A 19,839-nucleotide genomic window follows, 5' to 3' on the forward strand; every position below is an offset into this window, starting at 1 on the left:
ACGAGTGATGGCCGCCACCGTTGTCGCCGCGTGCAACGCCGAGCAGGCCGATCGTCCCGCCCTCGACTACGAGGGCGAGCGAGTCCGTGTCGGCACCGAGCTGAGCGACTACACGCCGCTGTGTCGCGGCGATCTCGACGCACTCGATCGACGGGTCGCCTTGGTCGAGGAGCGACTGGCGGTCCGGCGCGGGCCGCCGATCGACATCTATCTCATGGAGTTCGACGAGATCCCTTGCAGCGGCGATCTGCTCGGCTGCTATCGCCGCGAGCGCGACCGCGATGAGATCTTCACGACGTGGTCCGCCGTCCACCACGAGGTCGTGCACGCCGCCGCACGCGAGCTGCAGTTTGCGTCGCTGTTCTGGAGCGAGGGTGCCGCAGAGGTGCTGTCCGGCCGCTCGACACGACGCGAGATGGGCCGCGTGCTGACGCCCGACGACCTCGTCGCCAACCACCTCGACACCTACCTGAGCGCGTCCCATTTCTCGCGCTATCTCGTCGAGCGGCACGGGTGGAACGCGTACGGCCGAATCGTGCGCGGAGACACGTTCGAAGACGCGCTCGGTGGCTCGGCGCAGACCGTTCTCACCGCGTACGAAGACGACGCGCCGTATGCCTATCCGCCGCTCGATCCATGCCCCTATCCCGAGATCCCAGAGATCGACGACGCCACCTGGCAAGCCCAGGTGACGGTCGATTGCACGGCGCCCGATACAACGCAGATGGAGTGGGTCGAGGGCTCCTCGAGTCCCCTGCCGGCGACCTTCCGACGCATCGATCTCAGCGCCGGCACCTACGCTTTCGAGCTTTCACCGGCGGGAAGCTTCTTCCTGGTCGGCTGCCACACCGACCCGCTCGACGCTCCGACGACGCTGCCGTCGAACGGTGACCTTTTCAACGAGGCCGATCAGGGCTTCGGCACCGAGTTTCCCCACGAAGGCGTGCACGTGCTCAAGCTGACCGCAGGCGTGTATCGGGTCGCGATCCAGGCGCCCGTGCTCGTGCCGTTCGAGGCCGAGCTGGTGGTTCACCGGGTCGAGTGACCGCTGCGTCGGCGACGGCGCGCGAGTAGGCCGAGCACGACCACCGCGAGCGCTCCGACGCCATTCGCGTCGCGATCGCTGGTGCAGCTGCAGCCGCCGCCGTCGTCGTCGGTGGCGGCACCGCTGCTCGAGTCGCCGTCGCCGGTGCTTCCGGCCGAGCCGCCGCCAACGGTCGCGCTGGCGCCAGTGGCCGAGGCGCTCGCGCTCGCCGAGGCCGAGTCATCGGAGCTGCTGCCGGGGTTCGGATCACCGGTGCTCGCGCCGCCCGTGCTGTCGCCCCCACCTCCGGTCGAGTCGTCGGCACCGGTGGTGGCACCGCCACCGCTGGTCGAACCGGCGCTCGCACCCGAGAGCGCGATGTCGGCACAGGAGTAGTACTCGTCGTCGTTGGGATTGATCTGCGTGAGCCGCAGCGTGCAGGCCTCGCAGTCGATGTCGGGCAGCTGCACGTCGATCGACGTCGGCATGCCCTCGGCGTCAGAGACGTCGCTGGCGAGGACGTACTGACGAAAGCCCGTGTCGTCGGCTGCCGCGAAATCGATTGTGAGCGAGCCGCCGTGCGGCTGCCCGACCGCCCACGACACCGTGATGGTCTCGCCAGCGTTGAACGGCGTCGGCGTGCCCGCAGGGATGCCACCGCACGGGCCCATGGTCAGCCCGTTGTCGCCGCTGCGCGGCACGGGGTCGGTCATCGCCACGTGGGCCGACGCGATCGAAGGCAGGAAGAGCGAGGCCGACACGAGCGCGGTGCGAAGCTTCATGGCGACCAGCGTAGCGGAGGCGGGGTCTCGCACGCGAAAGGAGAGTTGGTAGCAGACGTCACGCTGCGCGCATCGGTCGTGCCGTGCGAGCGCGGTCTTCCGACCCCACCCTCGTTGGCGATCACCGTCGGCGACGCAGCCCCGCGATCGCGACCATCAGCCACGCCGCGAGGCCGCCGCGATCGCGGCCCTGCACCCCACACGCGCAGCCGCCCTCGCCTTCGCTCGCCCCCGCGCTGCCGCTCGAGTCGCTGCCGCCGGCCGCCGTGGTGCCGCCGCCTTCCGTGCCCTGCGGATCGCCACCGACCTCGCCGCCGCCGTCACCACCACCGCTGTCGTCGGCTGCACCGCCGCTCGAGGTGCCTTCGGCGGGCAGCTCGTCGCGGTACACGAAGCCGACCGCATCCGCGACCACCACGCCGGCGGTGCCATCCGTGGGCCGCAGCGTGACGGTGGCGGTGCCATCGGCGAAGTCGAAGCTGCCGATCGAGGTGAAGCCGCCGCCCTGGGTCTGATCGAGGGTGACCACGTCGACGGGCGTCGTCGCGCCATCGATGCTCGCATCGACGCTGCCGCGATCGGGACCCGCGGCCCAGCTGACGTAGACCTCGTAGCGCGCCGGCGGCAACGCGGCGGTGAAGCTGGCGCTGATGTCGGGGCCCGCGGCGATCTCGTGCTCGTCCCACCAGTAGTAGCCGTCGCCGGCCTGCGAGCGCGCCCACTCGCCGGTGAAGCTCGCGCCGGCGTCGAGGTTGTCGACGATGTAGCGTTCGTCGTCGAGCGCGGCGGGCTTGCGCTGCGCGATGAACCAATCCCAGATCGCCGGCTGATCGTAGGTGCGCGTCCACGAGTCGTGCGAGCCGTCGGGATAGAGCGTGAGCCGCAGGTTCGACTCGCCGACCGCGGCGGTGCCCTCGGCCCAGGCGAACGCGGTGCCGTCGAAGGTCGCCGTCATGTCGCCGGCGGCGGCCTGGTTCACGTCGCCACCGACGTGCGGGTAGTCGGTGAGCACCGGCGGCACGTCGACGCCCGCGGTCGCGTCGGCGATGTGATCGGCCCAGCCGATCGAGTTCGAGCTCGGCACGGTGCCATCGCCCCAGGCGTGGAAGGCCCAGGTCGGCACGTCGACCAGCGGCATGCCGTCGCCGGGCCCGGCTGCGCCGCAGATCGGCAGGATCGCGGTCGCGCGATGGGGATGCGAGCTCGCGTACGACCACGTCCCGCCACCACCCATGCTCAAGCCCGTGAGATACACGCGCCGCGGATCGATGCGGAAGTTCGTCGCGAGGTAGTCGAGGAACGCGTGGATGCCGTCGGCGTTCCACCACTCGGGGGACTGCGGCACGAACACCAACATGCCCGCGTCGGCAAAGTAGGTGCTGCCCTGCGCGATGAGCTTCGCGGGGCCGTGGGCCTTCATCTTCGCCTCGAGGTCGGTGATGCCGTCACCGCTCTCGCCCGAGCCGTGCAGGAACACCAGCACCGGGTGCTTGGCGCCGTCGGCCGCGTAGCCCGGCGGCACGTACTCGAGGTGGCCGTAGTTCGCAGCGGTCGAACCGGTCGGCCGCGCCACCAGCTCGCCTTCGGCGGCGTGGGCGATCGAGGCGAACGCGAGGGTCGAGAGCACCACCATGGGGGAGGCCATGCGCATCATCGCGATCGCGAGCGTAGCGAGTCGCGTCCCCGCGGTCGTGGTGGCGCCAGCCCCCGAACCCGCCGCGATTGTGCAGCGTCTTGCACGACGCGACCGTCGATCGCTGCCGCTCGCGTCAGCGCTATCACGCTCACGCCGAGCGACACGCTTGCTGCTACCATTCGGACCGGACATCGCCCGAGCTGGTCCACGCGACCTCCGTGGGGCAACCCCACGGCATCGTACTTGCCTCGTCACTCGGGGGGAGACGGACCGCCGGGATCGCTCCCGGCGCGCGCCTGTCGGCGCTTCACGTCTCCCAGCACGGAGATTCGTCGGGCGATGTCCACCTTCTCGAATGCTCGACGCGCTCGATCTGCCGCCGCTGCCCCACGCCGAAGCGCTGGCGTCGTGGCTCGGGATCGACGCCGACGAGCTCGTCGTGCTCGCGGACTGCGAGGGGCGCGAGCGTCGACGGGCCGCGCGAGCGCAGCACTACCACTACCGCCGCGTCGCGAAGCCGGGCGGTGGCGAGCGACTGATCGAAGCGCCCAAGCCCCGGCTGAAGGCGGTCCAACGTCACATCCTGCATGGCATCCTCGATCGCGTCCCGCCCCACGACGCCGCGCACGGCTTCGTGCCCGGCCGCTCGGTGTGGACGGGCGCGGGCCGGCACACCGGTCGCGAGATGGTGATTCGCGTCGATCTGCGCGACTTCTTCGCGTCGGTCCGCGGCGCGCGAGTGTTCGCGCTGTTCGAGACGATCGGCTATCCGCGATCGGTCTGCAGCTTGCTCACCGGCCTGTGCACCAACGCCACGCCAGCGACGGTGTGGGGCACCCCGTCGCACGCGATCTCGACCGCGGCGCTGCGCGAGCGATGGCACCGCATCCAGCGCTACGCGGCACCGCACCTGCCGGCCGGCGCCCCGAGCTCGCCCGCACTGGCGAACCTCGCCGCCCATCGTCTCGATCGCCGCCTCGCCGGCCTCGCGCACGCGGTCGACGGCTCGTACACCCGCTACGCCGACGATCTCACGTTCTCCGGCGATGCGCTCCGGCGCGGCACTCTCGCGTTCTTCTCGAGTGTGTGCCGCATCGTCGTCGAGGAGGGCTTCGAGGTCCACGCGCGCAAGACCCGATTCCACCATCGCTCGCAGCGCCAGCTCGTGACGGGCGTCGTCGTGAACGAGCACCCTGCCGCGCGCCGCAGCGCGTACGATCGACTCCGCGCGATCCTCTTCAACTGCGTCCGCCACGGCGCGCGCAGCCAGGCCGATCGCGACCTGGCGGCCTTTCGCGCGCACCTGCGCGGCCGCATCGAGTGGTTCGCACACAGCCCCGCACGCGCCGCAAAGCTGCATGCGCTGTTCGACCGCATCGATTTCTCCGAGCCCGACGACGACCCCCCGGCCGACGGCTGACCGCGCGCGCGACCGCGACGCGGTCGCACGCGCACACCGGCCTCACCGGCCGGGGAAGACGAACCCCTCGCCGTCGCCCGCCGGATCTTCGAAGATGACCTGGTTGGGTGCACCGAAGAAGAAGTCGCCGTCGCCGTCGCCGTCGACGTCGCCGGTGCCCAGCACCTCGAGGCCGAACGCCGAGCCCGGCGCGCCCACGAACACGTGGCCACCGAAGTTCATCTTGTCGAGTTCGCGCACGATCTTCCGCGGCGTCGGTGCATCGGGGTCGGGCACGCCGGCCAGCCAGCAGTGCAGCCCAGTCTCGGGATCGATCTCGCAGATGTACTTCGGGAACGCCTTCAGACGCGGACGCACGTCGTACGGCATCGCATAGGCGAGATCGGCCCCGGTGCCGAGCAGCATGACCTTGCCGTAGTGCAGCGAGTTCGGGATCACCAGCGGCGAGGTCGTGCGCCCGTAGAGCTTGCCGCTCCAGCCTGCACCCGCGACCGAGATGCCGGTGAGGTCATCGTCGGCGGCGCCGACCCAGGTCATGTCCGCGATGTCCTCGCCCGGGCTGGTGCCGTGGAGTCCGCGGCCCGTGCCACCACCCGGCGCCGTGTCGGGCGTGCCGAGCACCAGGTACACGCGGCCGCGACGGACACGGGTCGCGCACGACGGCTGCGCGTCGCAATCGCGTGCGGGTGCGCCGATCAGGAAGTCGTCGAAGCCGTCGAGGTTCACGTCGCCGGCCGGCGCGAGATCGAAGCCGAAGTTCTCACCGGTCGACGCGCCGTGGAGGTACGCGATGTCCATCGTGGCGGGGTCGCCGTTCAGGAGGTCGTAGATCGGGTCGAAGCTCGCGCGTCCGTAGATCAGCGTGACCGCGCCTGCGTACGATCGCGGCAGCACCTGCGCGGTGCCGTAGGAACCGAGCGCGAGGTCCTCGTAGCCGTCGTCGTTGAAGTCGCCGACGTTGGCCATCGAGCAGCCGGTGAGGCCGATCCCCTGGAACACTGCGCTCGCATCCGTGGTCGAGCTCGGCGCTTGGTCGAGGTCGAGCAGATAGGCCGCACCCGCACTCGAGTCCACCCCGCACGCACCAATCACGAGCTCGCCCTGTCCGTCACCGTCGAAGTCGCCGGTCGCAACCGACCAGCCTGCGTAGGCCCCCGCGACATCGCCGGTCACCGCCGTGCTCGCGTCGCCCGTCGCGTAGCTACCGCTCGTCAGCGGGCCCTCGAACACGCCCACCGAACCCTTGCCACTGTTCGCGCTGGGCGAGCCGATGACGAGATCGAGCGACGCGTCGCCGATCACGTCGCCCACCGTCACCGACCACCCGGTCTCGTCGCCGGGATCACCGACGATCGCGACGTCGGCCATCGTGACGTCGAGCGTGGTGTTGCCGTCGAGGGCAACGCCGCCGAAGAAGACGTACACCGCGTTGCCGTTCGCATCCGGATGCGGCGCCGTCACGACCAGGTCGAGATCACCATCGCCATCGAGATCGCCGCTCGCGCTCTGGTATCCAAAGCGATCGCCGCCCTGCCCCACCAGCTGCGCACCTGCATCCGCCACGTCCACCGTCGGCAGCCCGGCCTGAACCACCACCATCAACGCCATCACCTGCATCGTCCGTTCATCCCTTCGGAGCCACTCGCTCCGGCGCCGGCGGACTGCAACCGGCGAACCAACCAAATCCACCGGATCTCGCGCGCGGGCTTCGATCGTCTGCCGCGTGTCCCCGGGTGGCACGTCACAGGGACGCACCGGGGACGAGGGGGGCGTCAACGATCGCGCCGCGTGTTCGAAGCTCTCATGCCGCGCGACGGGCGGGCTCGGCCGCGGGCTCCGCGAGCACCGTGAGCAAGTGGGACAGCGTCGGCTGCACGAAGCTACCGAGCGCGCGCCAGCTCGCGTGCGCGGGCGCCTCGCCGGGCGCGGTGTGCCACAATCGGCCGTAGGGATCGCGCCACAGCGTGCGCGGGCCGGCGAACCCGCCGAGGCTCAGTACGAGCTGCTCCAGCTGCGACACGAGGGGGGCGGACGGCGCGGTGAGCATGTCGCGAGCACGCTCGCACGGGCGCCACGCGCCACCAAGAAACCGACGCGCTAGGGGCCCGTGGCACCCCCTGGGAGCGGCTGTGTGATCCGTTGCCTTGCACGCATGCCCAGGATCTCCCCACCATGGTTGCATCGTGTCGATCCTGTTCTTGACCTTGGCGCTCGGCAGCGCGGCCCCGGAGCCCCGAGAGATCACGTGGCCCGATCCCACCGCCCGCGGCGGTGGGTCGACCGCGCCCGAGACCTTGAGCGAGCGCTGCGACGGCACCCGCTCGCGACCGCTCGCGGAGGCCACGTGCACGCGGTGGAAGATCGAGTGGAGTAAGGACGGCAAGGTCTGGGGCGTGACCACGGCCGACAGCCGCGAGGCGTTGGTCACCAAGCGGGAGCGATTGCTCGGCCACGCGCGGCAGTACGCACGATTGTTCGAGCTCGCCTTCGACGACCGGTGGAGCGATCCGACGGTGCCGATCTGCGACACCTGCGAGCAGAGTGCGCCCACCGCCGTCGCCGGCACGCCGCCACCCGATGCCGTCACCGCCGCGTTGATCGAGACCCGCGCGCGCCTGGTCGCCTTCGAGCAGGAGGTGCTCGACCTCCACGCCCCGCGGCTGCGCGAGATCGCCAGGCTCGCGCACGACCCAGCCACCGCCCGGCTCGGCAAGGCCTACGCGAAGGCGCTCGAGCTCGCGATCGTCGACGTCGTCCACCTCGCGCTCGAGCTCGACAACGCGGTGGTGTTTCGCGCCAAGGCCGACGTCGAGCGCGCTCGCAAGGCCATCGAGGCCCGCCGCACGGCGCTCGATCGCGCTGCCGCGGCACTCGTCGCCGTGGTGGCGAAGGCGGCGGCCAAGGCCCACGCCGGCACCTACGATGACGACGCGGTCTCGGGCCCCGGTGCAGCGCGCCTGATGATCGACATCTCGCCCACCAAGGTCATCGCGACCTTCGCCCAGGGCGAGGCCAGCGCGGTGTGGTTCGAGGGCACCGTGCAGCTCGACGGCACCCTCGCGGGCCGGACCTTGGTCGCGCCCGAGGGCGGGACCCTCACGTGCAGCAACTACAGCCTCGACTGCGGCTACGTGTGGGCCCCGGCGCAGCTGCGTTTCGAGGACCGCACCGACGCCCGCGGCAAGCGGCACACCGTCGAGCTGTGGTTCGAGCAGTCCAAGTGGCTGCACGCGCGACCGTTCTCCCGCTGATCTCGCCCGCCTGGGGCCGCCGGATGCAGATCCGGAACCTCGGCTGGCCGCCCGGCAACCTCCCTTTCATGGGGCACATCCGACTCGACCTGGCCGACATCGAGTTCGTGCACAACGACGAGATCGCGCTGGACGACGACGACGTCATCCTGCTCGAAGAGCCCGCCCGAGCCGGGGCACGGCGCGCGATCTCGGCGCGCCTGCCCCAGCCGCGCCGCCGACCCGGCCATGCGCCGAGCTTCGACGACGCCGCCACGGTGGTGTGGGCGGTGCCGGAGCGGGCCCGCGCCGGCGCGAGCTGGTGATCGCACCGTGATTCCGGCGCTAGGCCCCGGCTAGCCGCCGATCTCGCGGACGCCGGCCCGCCCCTGCCCGCCCATGGGGCTTCCGTGGCACGCTCGCGGCCCGCATGACCGACGGCAGCAAAGTCAATCTCGGCGCGCTCGAGCGGCAGGTCAGCTACTCGGGCGAGGGCATCTCGGTTCGCTCGCTCGAAGACAGCATCGCCACCGAGCGCGACACCCAGAACGGCAAGGTCGAAGAGCTCAAGGTCCTGCGCGAGCGCAACGTCGAGATCCAGAAGGCGCTCGCCGACGAGGTCGGCAAGCTGCGCAAGTTCAGCGACTACATCGACGGCACCGCCACCACCGGCGGGTTCTGGGCCGGCTTCAAGGAAGTCATCAGCCACATCCCCGGCTTCCGCAACATCGCGATCAGCAAGCGATCGATCGAGGAGCTGCTCAAGCAGCAGTACCAGATCAGCTCGCGCCGCGTGAAGGAGGCCGCCGAGTACGTCGATACGCTCAAGAAGAGCGAGCAGGATCTCTACAAGGAGATCGAGCGCATCAACGGCAAGATCATCGAGATGGCCAAGAACGAGGCCGTCGCGGTGGACTACGTGCTCGAGCTCAAGCAGCTGGTCGACGCGCTCGAGGCCGAGAAGGCCGCGTGCGAGGCCGGCAGCGTCGCCTTCCGCGACATCGAGGCCAAGCAGGACAAGGCCCACACGCTGCTGGCGCAGCACTCGGCCAACCTGCAGCTCTACAGCGCCGCCGAGGATCGCTACGCGAGCCTCAAGGTCAACACCCGCAAGCTGGTCGAGACCATCCTCAACCTCGGGCAGGACATCTCGCAGTACACCACGGCGGCCTCGATCAAGCTCGACATGGCGTCCGCGCAGATCCAGGCCATCGGCACCGCCGCCGACGCCTCGGTCGTGATGCTCGAGCTCAAGAAGAGCCTCGACGTGATGACCGAGTCGATGAACGCGACCACGCAGTTCGTCAGCGACACCCAGGTGTTCTTCCGGCGCAACCTCGACTCGTTGGTCAAGGAGCTCGAGACCTTCGACGAGACCACCACCAAGCTGCTCGACAAGAACATCGAAGAGAGCCGCAAGATCGAAGACGAGCGCATCGCCGCCGCGATCGCCAAGGCCCAGGCCCACAAGCGCGCCCAGGCCGACGCTGGCACGCCGGGTCCGACCTGACGGTCGGGCCGCCGATCGCGGGAGTCCACCCATGAGCGAGCTGGTCGCGCTGCACACCCAGGCCCTGGGCGAGCCGACCGCGTCGAGCTACCTCGACCTGCTGGCGGCCGCGCTGGCGGCCTCGCGGATCAACCGCTCGTTCCCCGAGCGTCGACCGCTCGAGGCGACCCTGCAGGCGCTGCGGGGCGCCGCCCACGAAGGGCTCTACGACAGCGTCTTCGTCGACGCGCGATCGGGCCTCCCCAACCTCGCCAGCTTCACGCGCGTGTTGTCCGACCGCATGGTCGGGCTCGACGCGGTCGGAAAGATGGACAGCGCGGAGACACTCGCGGCCCGCCGTGACGAGGCCGAGGTGTTCGACCGCATGGGCCGCAAGCGCCGCTACTTCGAGCGACTGCGCGCGTTGGAGCTCGCCCCGGTCGATCTCCACCGCGTGCTGCTGCGGCGCCACGAGCCCGAGCAGTCGCGGGCGAGCTTCCGCGTCGAGCTGACCAAGCTGCTCGCCGACGGCTGCTACGCGCGCGTCGTGATCGAGCTGTGGCAGCGCGCCAGCCTGTGGTCGCACAAGCTGGTCCAGCTCGACGACAGCGGCGAGGTGGCCGAGGGCACCGAGGCGCTGCGCGGCATGGTCTATCGCTTCGCGGCGTTCGACGCCGAGACCCTGTTCGTGCGGCTGCACGAACTCGAGGGGGTGTCGGTCGAGCGCGTGCAGCGGGGCATCATCGGCCCGGCGCTGTGGACCATCCCCGACGCGACGATGCTGCATCGCAGCGCCGAGCCCGGCGATGACGCCCTGGCGCGCACGTGGTCGCAGTGGCTGCCCGAGGCCGCCACACTGCCGCCGCAGCTGGTGATGTCGTTCGCGAGTGACACTGCGGCCAACGACGTGCGCGAGGAGCTGTCGAACGATCCGCTGTCGCCCCTGCTCGCGAACTCGCTCGCCGAACAGGAGAAGGCCCGCTATCGCGTGCTGCGCGACCGCCACGCCTTCAAGGTCTACAAAGACCGCAAGTTCGTCGTGACCGCCGGCGCACGACCGCTGGTCGAAGCGGTGTGCACCGTCGCGGGCACCAAGAACCTGCTCTACGCGGTCTGATTACTTCTTCGGTGCCGGCTTGCGCGCACCGGGCTTGCGACCCTTGGGCGCGATCGGAGCCCGACGCACCGCTGCGGTCGGCGGCTTCGGAGCCGCGACCGCCTCGGTGCCGGGCGTCGGTGTCGGCGCAGGCACCACGGCGGTCGGGGTCGTGCCGGGCGGCACCGCACCCGGCGGCACCGCACCCGGCTGCACCGGACGGCCGGCGGCCCGTGCTGCAGCGGCGGCAGCGGCCTGTGCAGCGGCGGCCTGCGCCGCGGCGGCCTGCGCCTCCTTGGGCAGCGGCGCCGCAACGGCCTCCTTCTTCGGCGCCTCCGCGCCCTCGGGCGTGATCGGCTGCGGGCGCGGACGCGCGGGCGCATCGGCGCTGGCGACGTGCTCGGTCTGCTTGGGCTTGATGGACGACGACTTGCGCGACACCTTCTCGAGCTCGGCGGCGTCGAGATGCTTGCCGAGCACCTCACCGGGATCACGACCTTCGTCGCTGACGCGCTGCGCGACCTTCTCGACCACCGACGGATCGGAACGGCTCTGGGCGTTGAGCTCGCTGGTCACCAACTCCTGCAGTGCGGGGTTGTCGGACTCGCTCGCGATGCGGTCCATGGTCGTGAGCAGGCGCGCCATGTCGTCGCGCAGCTGATCCTGCTCGCGCTGATCGAGGTACGACTGCGCCAGGCTCACCAGCGTCGCGAGCACGATCAGCGCCGACAGGGCCCACGCGTAGCGCGGTGGCTTGCGACGATCTCGCTCCATCCAGATGCCGAGCACGGCGGCGAGACCGGCCACGAACACCGCGGCGAGGGTGATGACGAGATCGAGCTCGAAGTCGAAGTTCACGATGTCCTGCTCCGTTCGAACACGGCGCTCCGCGAGCGTCCGTACCCGTGGTAGCCGACGCTAGACGCCGGCGCCAGCCTTGTCAACGGATCGCGGCCGCGTCCAACGGCGAGGGCACGCTCGCGGGCGGGCGAGCCCCGCCCGCGCGCGCCGACGTTCGCTCGTTTGTGTTTCGCTCGCTTGGGTTCGCTCGCTTGCGTTCGCTCGTTTGCATCATCCATGAGTGTTCCCACCGCACGCGCTTGATATCCTCGCTGCGCATGGGCATCTCGCGCGAAGAATCCATCGCATCACTGCGACTCCTGGTGTGCATGGCGAAGGCCGACGGCGTGCTCCACGATCGCGAGCGCGCGTTGCTGGCCGACGCGTTCGAGGACGCAGCCCTGCCCACCGGCGTCACCCTCGAGTGGCTGCTCGACGAGCCCGTCGATCTCGACACCGTGCTGGCACAGATCGACTCCTACGAGGCCCGTGAGCACGCCTACGCGGCCGTGTACGCGCTCGCGTGCAGCGACGGCGACTGCGCGGCGACCGAGCGCGAGCTGCTGATGCACGTCCGCGACACGCTGGAGATCGACGCGACCCAGGACGCTCACCTGTCGCGGCTGTTCTTGCCCTCGCATCAGCAGCCGGGCCCGTCGACGACGCCGATGCTCGACGGGATGGCGCGCAAGGACGAGGTCGAGGCCGCGACCCGCAAGTGCGCGATCGTGTCGGCGCTCCTCGGGGCTTTCCCGCTACCGGGCGTTTCGATCGCGACCGACCTGATGATCGCCGCGCTGCAGGTCGCGCTCGCGCGGGACATCGGCGCGCTGTGGGGCCAGGCCATGGACACCGCGCAGGCCAAGGGCGTGCTCGCGGGCTTCGGTGTGGGCACGGGCGCTCGCATCGCGCTGTCGAACCTGCTCAAGGTGTTTCCCGGCTGGGGCTCGGCCTTCGGCGCCGCATCGGCCTACGCGTCCTCGTACGCCGTCGGCCGCGTGATGAACACCTACTTCGAGGAGGGCCGTGGCCTCGACGCGCGCGAGCTCGCCGCGCGCTACAAGGCCGCCAAGCAGGACGCCAAGCAGGCCTACGCCTCCGACAAGGACGCCATCGCGCGCGCCGAGACCACGCACAAGGACGAGATCGCGGCGCTCGAGCACCAGCTCTCGGTCGGTGAGATCGACCAGGCGACCTTCGAGACGCGCCTCGCCGCACTGGTCGCGACACCGGCGTAGCTCGTCGTCCACGTCCTCACCAGCCCGGCCAGCACAGCACCTCGAAGGGCCGGGCTGCGGCCGCAGCGGCCCATCGCGATCTCGATTGCCCTCAAGGTGGCTCGTTGTCGGATCGATGTCGTACCTGGTGGACGCCATCCGAGCATCGATGAGAATCCTGCACGCGCAGGCACGACCCACGGCAACCGAGCTGGAGGCCGCCGCGCGCGACACCGCCGACCGCAGGCCCCCCGAGATCACGTCGGTTGCGGGACACCCGGCGCGGGCGGGTCCGTCCGCGGTCGCGCCGGCGCCTTCGTCGTCGCAGCCCGACCCGCGCGAAGGGGAGTCCCGCCACGGACATGGCGGTGGTGCGCGCGCGAGTTCCCGCGACGACGACACGGCGCGCCTGCGCGAGCTCTGGCGCCGCGACATGGCGGTGCGGGCCGAGTCGGCACGGGATGAACCCGACGGCTCGATGCCGGAGATCCCGGCGTACATCTACGATCTCGGCCCCGACGGTCGGCCCTATGCGGCCGAGGTGCCGCAGACCGCCCGCGAACCGCAGCAGGACGACACCGAGCGCGAGGACGACGCGCCGACGACGACGACGCGCCGCACCGACGATGCGTCACCGACCGCCGCGCGAGCGTCCACCTCGACGCCGCTCGATCGCGGTGACGCGAGCAAGCCGGAGGCCCGGGCCGCATCACCGCCGACGCGCGACGCCACCTCGGCCGACACCGCCGGGGATCGAGACGCCGACGTTCGTCGGCACGAGCTCGAGCAGGCCTACCACCCGCCGGCGAGCACGAGCTCGCACTTCGACCTGGTGGCTTGATACGCGCGGGATCGAGGCGTCGCCGGCCGGAGGCGCCTCGGTCTTCGCGCATCCGCGGGTCACGGCACCGCGACGCGGCGCCACTTCACGCGGGTCTGGTTGAAGTGACCGCGCACGTTGGGATCGTGCTCGAGATCCTGCTCGCGGCCGTCGACATCCCGCGCGCGCGAGGCCACCAGGTACTCACCGCTGGCCGGCGCGGCCCAGCGCCACGACCACACCGTCCACGCGTGCGTGCGGGCATCCGCCGGCAGCGGCGCGTCGGGGAAGTAGCCCTCGGGCGACTCGATCTGCGCGCGGTGCCAGCTCTTGCCACCGTCGACGCTGACGTCCACGTGCTCGATCGGACGCCCGCCGCCCCACGCCCAGCCGGTCAGGCGCCAGCCGTCGCCGTCACGCTGGCAGCGGGTGACCATCGACTTGAGACCGATCCAACGCGCCTGCACGCGGACCCACCGACCATCGCGCAGCTCATGGTTGGTGAACACCCAGCGGTTGTGGATGCCCATGTGCGGCGCGGTCTTGCCCTCGATGTGCCCTAGCCACTTCACGTGCGACATCGAGTAGATGCCGGGCACCACCAGCCGCAGCGGGAAGCCACGCGGCCGCGGCAGCGGCTCGCCGTTCATCGTCACCGCGAGCAACGCATCCGCCGTGCGCAGCTCGTCGACCGACAGGCCGTAGTGATAGCCCTTGCGCACCAGCGGAATCGGGTCGAGGCCGTGGAACGCGAAGTGGGTCGATTCACCCACGCCGCCGCACGCGTCGAGCAGCGTGCGCAACGAAGGTCCCGCCCAACGCGCCTGCCCGAGCAGCCCCGCCGAGCCCATGACGTGGTTGCCGTTGCCGGCGCACTCCATCACGCACAGCCGCTCCTCGAAGGGCAACGCGCGCACCTCGTCGAGCGTGAACTCGCGGGGACGCGCGACCCCGGTCACCCGCAGGCGCCAGCTCTGCGCGTCGACTCGCGGATGGCGGTGCCGGTCCCTGCGAAAGTAGCCCTCGACCGGCGTCAGCGGCCCCGACATGGTCTGGGTCCGCTGTTCGATCATGCTGATCATGCGGAACGCGAACGGCTGCAGCAGGCGCCCCAACCACCGCGCCATGCCCTCGACCGGTCGCAGCTCCAGCTCTTCGGGCACGGTCGCGAGCGCCGTGGTCGGGGCCACCGTCGCCAGGGCCGGCAGACTCGATGCGGGCGGTCGAACGCGATCCGTCATGGCTTCCTCGGCGCATGGTGGCAAACCCCTGACGACCTGACCAGTGCGACCGCGCCGCCCTTGCGCCGCGGAGTTTGCGGCTCCGTCGAGCACGGCCGCGCGGAAGAACCGTCCGGCGCTTGCCGCGTTCTCAGATTAAGGTAGCGTCCCGCACCCCTTCGAAGGAGATCGCGACCGTGCATCTGCGAACGTTCTCGACCGCTTGCTTGCTGCTGTGCCTCGGCGTCGTTGCGCCGGCCTGTGACGACACCAAGACGGACGCCAAGGCCAAGGCCGACGACAAGAAGACCGACGACAAGAAGACCGACGACAAGAAGACCGACGCAAAGGTCGAGGACGCAAAGGTCGACGAGAAGAAGGCCGACGACGCAAAGGTCGACGATGCCAAGGTCGACGACGCAAAGGCCGACGACGCAAAGGCCGACGACGCAAAGGCCGACGACGCAAAGGTCGACGACGCAAAGGTCGACGAGAAGAAGGCCGAGGACCCGAAGGTCGACGAGAAGAAGGCCGACCCCAAGAAGACCGACGACAAGAAGACGCCCCCGAAGGATCCGCCCAAGCCCGATGACGCCAAGGCCGACCCCGGTCCGGGCGTCGACGGCAAGGCGCTCTACGGCACGAAGTGCAAGAACTGCCACGGCGTCACCGGCGACGGCAAGACGAAGATCGGCGAGGAGAACGACATCGAGGATTGGACCGCGGCGGGCTGGAAGGCCAAGTGGACCGAGGCCAAGGTGATCGACATCGTGACCAACGGGAAGTCGGGCACGAAGATGAAGCCGTTCAAGGACAAGCTGAGCGCGGACGAGATCGCTGCGGTCTCGAAGTACTCGCGTTCGCTCGGCAAGTGACCCGTCGCGCGTGCGGCTCGCCGCCGTTGCTCGGCGTCGCGAGCCGCGTGCCCGGTCACTTCGGCGCGTCGGGCCGGGAGCCCGAAGGCGCATCCGCCTCCTCGCCCAGGCGCAGCGAGACCATGAACTGGTCGCGGCCGCCCTCTGGCGGCGGCGGGAAGCTCAGCGAGTAGGCGCTCTCGCGCATGCACTCGACCAGCTCCGGATCCCACGGCTGGCCGCCGGGCTGGGTCGATGTCGGTGGCACCTCGATGGTGTCGACCACAGCGCCGAGGTCGGGGTCGGCGAGCACGTCGAACTCGATCTCGAACATGCCGGCGAGGCCCGGTTGCCGCTCCTGCGCCGTGGCGAAGCACTCGTCGGCCAGCGGGATGAAGTCCTCGTGCAGCAGACGCGCGAGGTCATCGCGACCACCGATGCGATCGGCGAGCGGCGGCCCGTCGTCGTCGTCGTCCGCCCGCGTGTGCCCCCGGGCTTCGCCGCCGGCGCGCGCCGCCTGACGCTCGACGATGCGACGGCGCAGCTCGTCGCGGCGGGCACGATCGCGAGCGCGGCGGAGCTCGGGCTCGGACCCGGGTCGCAGTGCCGATACGGCGTCCGCCCCGGACGGCAGCGGAGTCGGCAGCGGCGGGACCACCACAGGTGGCAGCGACTCGTTCGCGTCGACCTGGGAACGCGCAACCCCCAGCGGCGTGGTCGGCAACGGATCGCGATCGAGGATCACGAACGACGCCGCACCGAGCAGCGCGCACGCGAGAGCGACCAGGACGATCCTCGACCGACGCATGCTCCGAGGTCTACCACCACGGCGGCGCCGAGCTGACGCCAGCCGGATTCTGCTACCGTGGTCGCATGCCGATGTCCTACCGCGACCGTGGCCGTGCGATCACGATGGCCCTGGTGTTCTTCGGTGCGGCGGTGGTCACTGCGGCCTCGATGCGCGCGGCCGAAGGTCGCATGTGGCTGCCACTGCTCGCGCTCGCCAGCATCACAGTGGTCGCCGCCGCGCTCGAGGTGATGTCGATCCGCCGCGGCGCCGCGCGAGCGACGGTCGGCGCGTGGCTACCGGCCGCGCTCGGCATCGGCGCGGCGGCGCGGGTCGTGACCACGCAGGGTCCACGCGGACCGGACTCGGGTGTGGCCGACTCGATCACGCTCGCCGCGGTGGTGGTGGCCGCGATCGTGCTCGCGGTCGTCGTCAATGCGGCGGCCAGCCTGGCGCAGCGCGGCCGAGCGCAGCAACGGCCCTGATACACTCGACGACGCCCCGCGCTCCCCCTTGCGTACGCCAGCGAAACCACCCCGCGGCACGACGCCACGGTTCGCCGCGGGCCTCGTGTTCGCGGCCTACCTGCTGGCCGCCCGCGGCATCGGCAACTGCTACCCGGTCTCGGTGTTCGACATGTACCAGGGCCGCGGGGACGAGACCGCCGCACGCGTGATGGTGCGCGACGTCGGTGGCGCGGTGCTCGAGCTCGAGGAGTTCGAGGACTACAGCTGCTTCCCGCGCCTGCCGATGATCACCGAGGTCAAGCGCTACTGCCCGGCGGCACATCAGCCGCTCGACTACGTCACGCGCGATCAGCAACAGCTGCTCGAGCGGCGCATCACGGCGACGCCGCACGCGGACGGCGAAGAGGTCGCCATCGTGTCGCGGGCGTTCTTTCTCGCCGAGCAGCCGTTGGTCACGCAGGACTGCGTGATCGCGCGCTGCACCGCGAAAAGGCGGAGCCCGCCATGAACGGCGCGAGCTCGTGGTGGGACGGCTACGACCGCACGCCGCTGCGGATCGGCATCTGCGTCATCGTCGCGCTCCAGTGGTTGCTCGAGACCACCCAGCTGGCCGCACAGTCGCGCGACCTCGCCCACTACCGCAGCGGCGGCATGCTGGCGCAGACGATGGTGCGGATTCCCGGCGCGGCCTGGCTGCTGCTGGCGCTGGCGTGCGTGGGACTCGTGGCGATCGCCCGCGACCGTCGGCCGGTGCAGTGGGGCGCGTCGACCCTGGCCGTGCTCGCGCTCGCCAGCGCCTGGCAGACGCAGGTGTTCGGCTCGCCCTCGCGCAATGCGTTCTTCCCCGGCGCGGTGCTCCTGGGCTGGACGCTCGGCCAGGCCTGGGCCGGCGAGCGCGGCACGCAGCCCCGCGCGGTACGAGAGCGCTTCGCCGAGTGGGGCGCGCTGGCGTGCCTCGCCGCTGCGTACGTGGGATCATGCGCGAGCAAGCTCATCGCCACCGCGGGCGGCTGGGCGAGCGGCACGCAGGTGCGCGCGTTGGTGGTGCGGCAGCAGGCGGTGGCCGACTGGGGCTGGCTGCTGCAGCTGCGCGCCGCGGTGGTGGAGTCACCCGCGCTCGGCAGCGCAGCCGCGATCACCACGCTGGTGATCGAGGGCGGCGGCGTGCTGCTGCTGCTCGGCCCCCGCCTTCGCACCGCATGGGCGCTCGCAATCATCGGGCTCCACACCGCGATCCTGGCGTTGTGCACGATGCCGTACCTCGAGCCGATGTTGCTGCTGGGCCTGCTGGCGTTGCCGTGGCCGCGGCTGCTGCGGCGCGCCCGCGTGCCGGCGACCCACGACCCGGTACCGTGGCCACCGCGAACGCTCGCGGCGTTGATCACCGGCGTCGTGCTGGCGTGGTGGCTGGCGCCGCTGGGTTGGCGCGGCTAGTACCTCGATACTAGTACCTCGACACAGCGATAGTGATGGGTTCACGCGGCGGCCGGCAACGGCGTGTCGAAGAGCGGCTTCGGGTAGGCGTGGCCAAGCTTCCGCCGTGCGTCGTCGACTCGGAACATCCAGTTGATGCGATGGCCGTCGCGGTTGCGTGCGGCGGACCACGCGTCGACGTGGACTTCGAGCATCGCGCGGTCGGGAATGCGCCGGTCGAGGCACTGCCCGCTGAGCACGCCGATCTCGATCTCGACCATGTTGAGCCAGCTCGCATGCTTGGGTGTGTGATGGAACTCGAGCCGTCGAAGGATGCGGCGGGCTTCCGGGGCGGGGAAGGCGTCGTACAGGTTCTTCGCGCGGTGCGTGCTCAGATTGTCGAGTACGACGCGGATGACGTCGGCGTTCGGGTAGTGAACGTCAACGAGGTCGCGCATGCACTCGGCGAAGTCGATGCTCGTGCGCTGGTCGGTAACCTTGGCGTGTCGCCATGGTCGATGCGCGTCGACCATGACGAAGATGTTGACGGTTCCGTTGCGTGTGTACTCGTAGTCGATGCGCGCGGGTTGGCCCGGCTTCGCTCGGACGGACGCACGTGTCTCGCCAATCAACTGGTACGGCTTCTCGTCGAAGGAGACGACCGGCCGCTTCCGGATCGGGCGTCTCAGCGTAGAGGTCGAGCACGTCCTCCATACGCTCGACGAACTCGGCATCGACACACGGGATGCACCACATCTTCTTCTGCCAGGGCTTGAGATCGTTCTCGGAGAGCCTCCGCCGGACAGTTTCGCGAGAGATGCTGTCGTGGTCGACGAGTTGCACGACCTCGCCCGCGAGAAGCTCGAGGGTCCAGCACTTGCGACCGGTTGGCGGCTTCGAGCATGCCAGCGCGATGAGGACGGCTTCCTCGCGTCCTGAGAGTTTCCGCTCCGGCCTGGGCCGAGCACGATCGCTGAGCGCTGCATCGAGTCCTTCCTCGACGAACCGCTTCTTCACTCGGTAGATCGTCGCCGTGCCGCAACCGAGCACTTGCGCGGTCTCCTCATCCGAGAGACCTCGATCACACGCGAGCAGGATCTGCGCACGCGTGCTTGCGCGTTCGCTCAGTGCCTCGACCGAGCCGTTCTCGAAGACCTTCGCGCTCGTCTTCGGTCAGCTCTACGATGTAGCGGACGTTCATCGGACCTCCGGCTCCGCGGAGCCACACGTCTCAGATCACATCCGAGATCCCATGTCGATCCCCGCCGACGCCGCATTCACCGACAAGCAAGGCCAGTACCTCGCCTTCATCTACCTCTACACCAAGCTCCATCGCCGGCCCCCCGCAGAGGCCGACATGCAGGAGTACTTCGAGGTCACGCCCCGGTCGTGCACTCGATGGTCGTCACCCTCGAGAAGCGCGGCCTGATTCGACGTGAACCCGGCCGCGCTCGAACCATCGAGATCCTCGTGCCGCCTGCGCAGCTCCCAGAGCTGCGTTAACCGCGCCTCAATCGATCACTATCCCTGTGTCGAGGTACTAG

Annotated in this window: 19 protein-coding genes and 2 pseudogenes; 13 read left to right on the forward strand and 8 right to left on the reverse strand. The window is 70.3% G+C overall.

The genetic code is table 11. The annotated features are described in order from the left end of the window. Positions 1-7 precede the first annotated feature (7 nt). Positions 8-1,045 (forward strand): hypothetical protein, encoded by a 1,038-nt coding sequence (locus IPH07_22825; protein ID MBK6920253.1) that lies wholly within the window; start codon positions 8-10, stop codon positions 1,043-1,045. On the opposite strand, the gene IPH07_22830 is transcribed toward IPH07_22825, so the two are convergent. Together IPH07_22830 and IPH07_22835 are read right to left on the reverse strand one after the other, a co-directional pair. Further along, positions 1,030-1,806, reverse strand: coding sequence for an MYXO-CTERM sorting domain-containing protein (locus tag IPH07_22830; protein MBK6920254.1), 777 nt, complete (start codon positions 1,804-1,806; stop codon positions 1,030-1,032). The genes IPH07_22825 and IPH07_22830 overlap by 16 nt on opposite strands. Before the next feature lie 121 nt (positions 1,807-1,927). Beyond that, positions 1,928-3,451, reverse strand: coding sequence for a hypothetical protein (locus tag IPH07_22835; protein ID MBK6920255.1), 1,524 nt, complete (start codon positions 3,449-3,451; stop codon positions 1,928-1,930). A 346-nt stretch (positions 3,452-3,797) separates the two neighbouring features. Between IPH07_22835 and IPH07_22840 the strand changes: the two genes are divergently transcribed. Further along, positions 3,798-4,862 carry an RNA-directed DNA polymerase gene (locus IPH07_22840; GenBank protein MBK6920256.1) on the forward strand — a complete coding sequence of 355 codons (1,065 nt, stop codon included), beginning with the start codon at positions 3,798-3,800 and terminating at the stop codon, positions 4,860-4,862. A 42-nt stretch (positions 4,863-4,904) separates the two neighbouring features. Here IPH07_22840 and IPH07_22845 read toward each other — a convergent pair whose 3' ends face one another. Together IPH07_22845 and IPH07_22850 are read right to left on the reverse strand one after the other, a co-directional pair. After that, positions 4,905-6,479: an FG-GAP repeat protein gene (locus tag IPH07_22845; protein ID MBK6920257.1), complete on the reverse strand. Its 1,575-nt coding sequence runs from the start codon at positions 6,477-6,479 to the stop codon at positions 4,905-4,907. Between the two features lie 184 nt (positions 6,480-6,663). Beyond that, the gene (locus IPH07_22850) at positions 6,664-6,909 is read right to left on the reverse strand and encodes a hypothetical protein (GenBank protein ID MBK6920258.1); all 246 of its coding nucleotides are present in this window, start codon (positions 6,907-6,909) and stop codon (positions 6,664-6,666) included. 136 nt (positions 6,910-7,045) lie between these two features. Here IPH07_22850 and IPH07_22855 point away from each other — a divergent pair, with 136 nt between their 5' ends. From IPH07_22855 to IPH07_22870, 4 genes are all read left to right on the forward strand, one after another. Then, a complete protein-coding gene (locus IPH07_22855; GenBank protein MBK6920259.1) occupies positions 7,046-8,113 on the forward strand; it encodes a hypothetical protein in 1,068 nt (355 codons plus the stop codon). A 23-nt stretch (positions 8,114-8,136) separates the two neighbouring features. Then, complete coding sequence (locus IPH07_22860) at positions 8,137-8,418, forward strand: hypothetical protein (protein MBK6920260.1); 282 nt, start codon at positions 8,137-8,139, stop codon at positions 8,416-8,418. 104 nt (positions 8,419-8,522) lie between these two features. Then, a complete protein-coding gene (locus tag IPH07_22865) occupies positions 8,523-9,602 on the forward strand; it encodes a hypothetical protein (GenBank protein MBK6920261.1) in 1,080 nt (359 codons plus the stop codon). Positions 9,603-9,633: 31 nt separating this feature from the next. Next, a complete protein-coding gene (locus IPH07_22870; protein MBK6920262.1) occupies positions 9,634-10,698 on the forward strand; it encodes a hypothetical protein in 1,065 nt (354 codons plus the stop codon). On the opposite strand, the gene IPH07_22875 is transcribed toward IPH07_22870, so the two are convergent. Then, complete coding sequence (locus IPH07_22875; GenBank protein ID MBK6920263.1) at positions 10,699-11,535, reverse strand: hypothetical protein; 837 nt, start codon at positions 11,533-11,535, stop codon at positions 10,699-10,701. A 260-nt stretch (positions 11,536-11,795) separates the two neighbouring features. On the opposite strand from IPH07_22875, the gene IPH07_22880 reads away from it, so the two are divergent. Together IPH07_22880 and IPH07_22885 are read left to right on the forward strand one after the other, a co-directional pair. Continuing rightward, complete coding sequence (locus tag IPH07_22880) at positions 11,796-12,755, forward strand: DUF533 domain-containing protein (protein MBK6920264.1); 960 nt, start codon at positions 11,796-11,798, stop codon at positions 12,753-12,755. A 148-nt stretch (positions 12,756-12,903) separates the two neighbouring features. Then, positions 12,904-13,575: a hypothetical protein gene (locus IPH07_22885; protein ID MBK6920265.1), complete on the forward strand. Its 672-nt coding sequence runs from the start codon at positions 12,904-12,906 to the stop codon at positions 13,573-13,575. Between the two features lie 59 nt (positions 13,576-13,634). Here the strand turns inward: IPH07_22885 and IPH07_22890 are convergent, their stop codons facing one another. Continuing rightward, the gene (locus IPH07_22890; protein ID MBK6920266.1) at positions 13,635-14,795 is read right to left on the reverse strand and encodes a molybdopterin-dependent oxidoreductase; all 1,161 of its coding nucleotides are present in this window, start codon (positions 14,793-14,795) and stop codon (positions 13,635-13,637) included. Positions 14,796-14,971: 176 nt separating this feature from the next. Here IPH07_22890 and IPH07_22895 point away from each other — a divergent pair, with 176 nt between their 5' ends. Beyond that, a complete protein-coding gene (locus IPH07_22895) occupies positions 14,972-15,649 on the forward strand; it encodes a cytochrome c (protein MBK6920267.1) in 678 nt (225 codons plus the stop codon). 55 nt (positions 15,650-15,704) lie between these two features. Here the strand turns inward: IPH07_22895 and IPH07_22900 are convergent, their stop codons facing one another. Then, positions 15,705-16,436, reverse strand: a complete 732-nt coding sequence (locus IPH07_22900) for a hypothetical protein (GenBank protein MBK6920268.1) — start codon at positions 16,434-16,436, stop codon at positions 15,705-15,707. Positions 16,437-16,501: 65 nt separating this feature from the next. Here IPH07_22900 and IPH07_22905 point away from each other — a divergent pair, with 65 nt between their 5' ends. The 3 genes from IPH07_22905 to IPH07_22915 are packed head-to-tail and all read left to right on the forward strand — an operon-like array spanning position 16,502 to position 18,316. Continuing rightward, positions 16,502-16,900, forward strand: coding sequence for a hypothetical protein (locus tag IPH07_22905; GenBank protein MBK6920269.1), 399 nt, complete (start codon positions 16,502-16,504; stop codon positions 16,898-16,900). Positions 16,901-16,928: 28 nt separating this feature from the next. Then, positions 16,929-17,390, forward strand: coding sequence for a hypothetical protein (locus IPH07_22910; protein MBK6920270.1), 462 nt, complete (start codon positions 16,929-16,931; stop codon positions 17,388-17,390). After that, positions 17,387-18,316: a hypothetical protein gene (locus IPH07_22915; GenBank protein ID MBK6920271.1), complete on the forward strand. Its 930-nt coding sequence runs from the start codon at positions 17,387-17,389 to the stop codon at positions 18,314-18,316. The genes IPH07_22910 and IPH07_22915 overlap by 4 nt, the downstream gene beginning before the upstream one ends. Before the next feature lie 41 nt (positions 18,317-18,357). Here IPH07_22915 and IPH07_22920 read toward each other — a convergent pair. Then, positions 18,358-19,496 (reverse strand): annotated as a pseudogene (locus IPH07_22920) (IS630 family transposase). 51 nt (positions 19,497-19,547) lie between these two features. Here IPH07_22920 and IPH07_22925 point away from each other — a divergent pair. Continuing rightward, a pseudogene (locus IPH07_22925) lies at positions 19,548-19,798 on the forward strand (MarR family transcriptional regulator). Positions 19,799-19,839: the final 41 nt, after the last annotated feature.

It is taken from the genome of Deltaproteobacteria bacterium, from assembly GCA_016709225.1.
GTDB lineage: Bacteria > Myxococcota_A > Polyangia > Nannocystales > Nannocystaceae > Xiheibacterium > Xiheibacterium phototrophicum.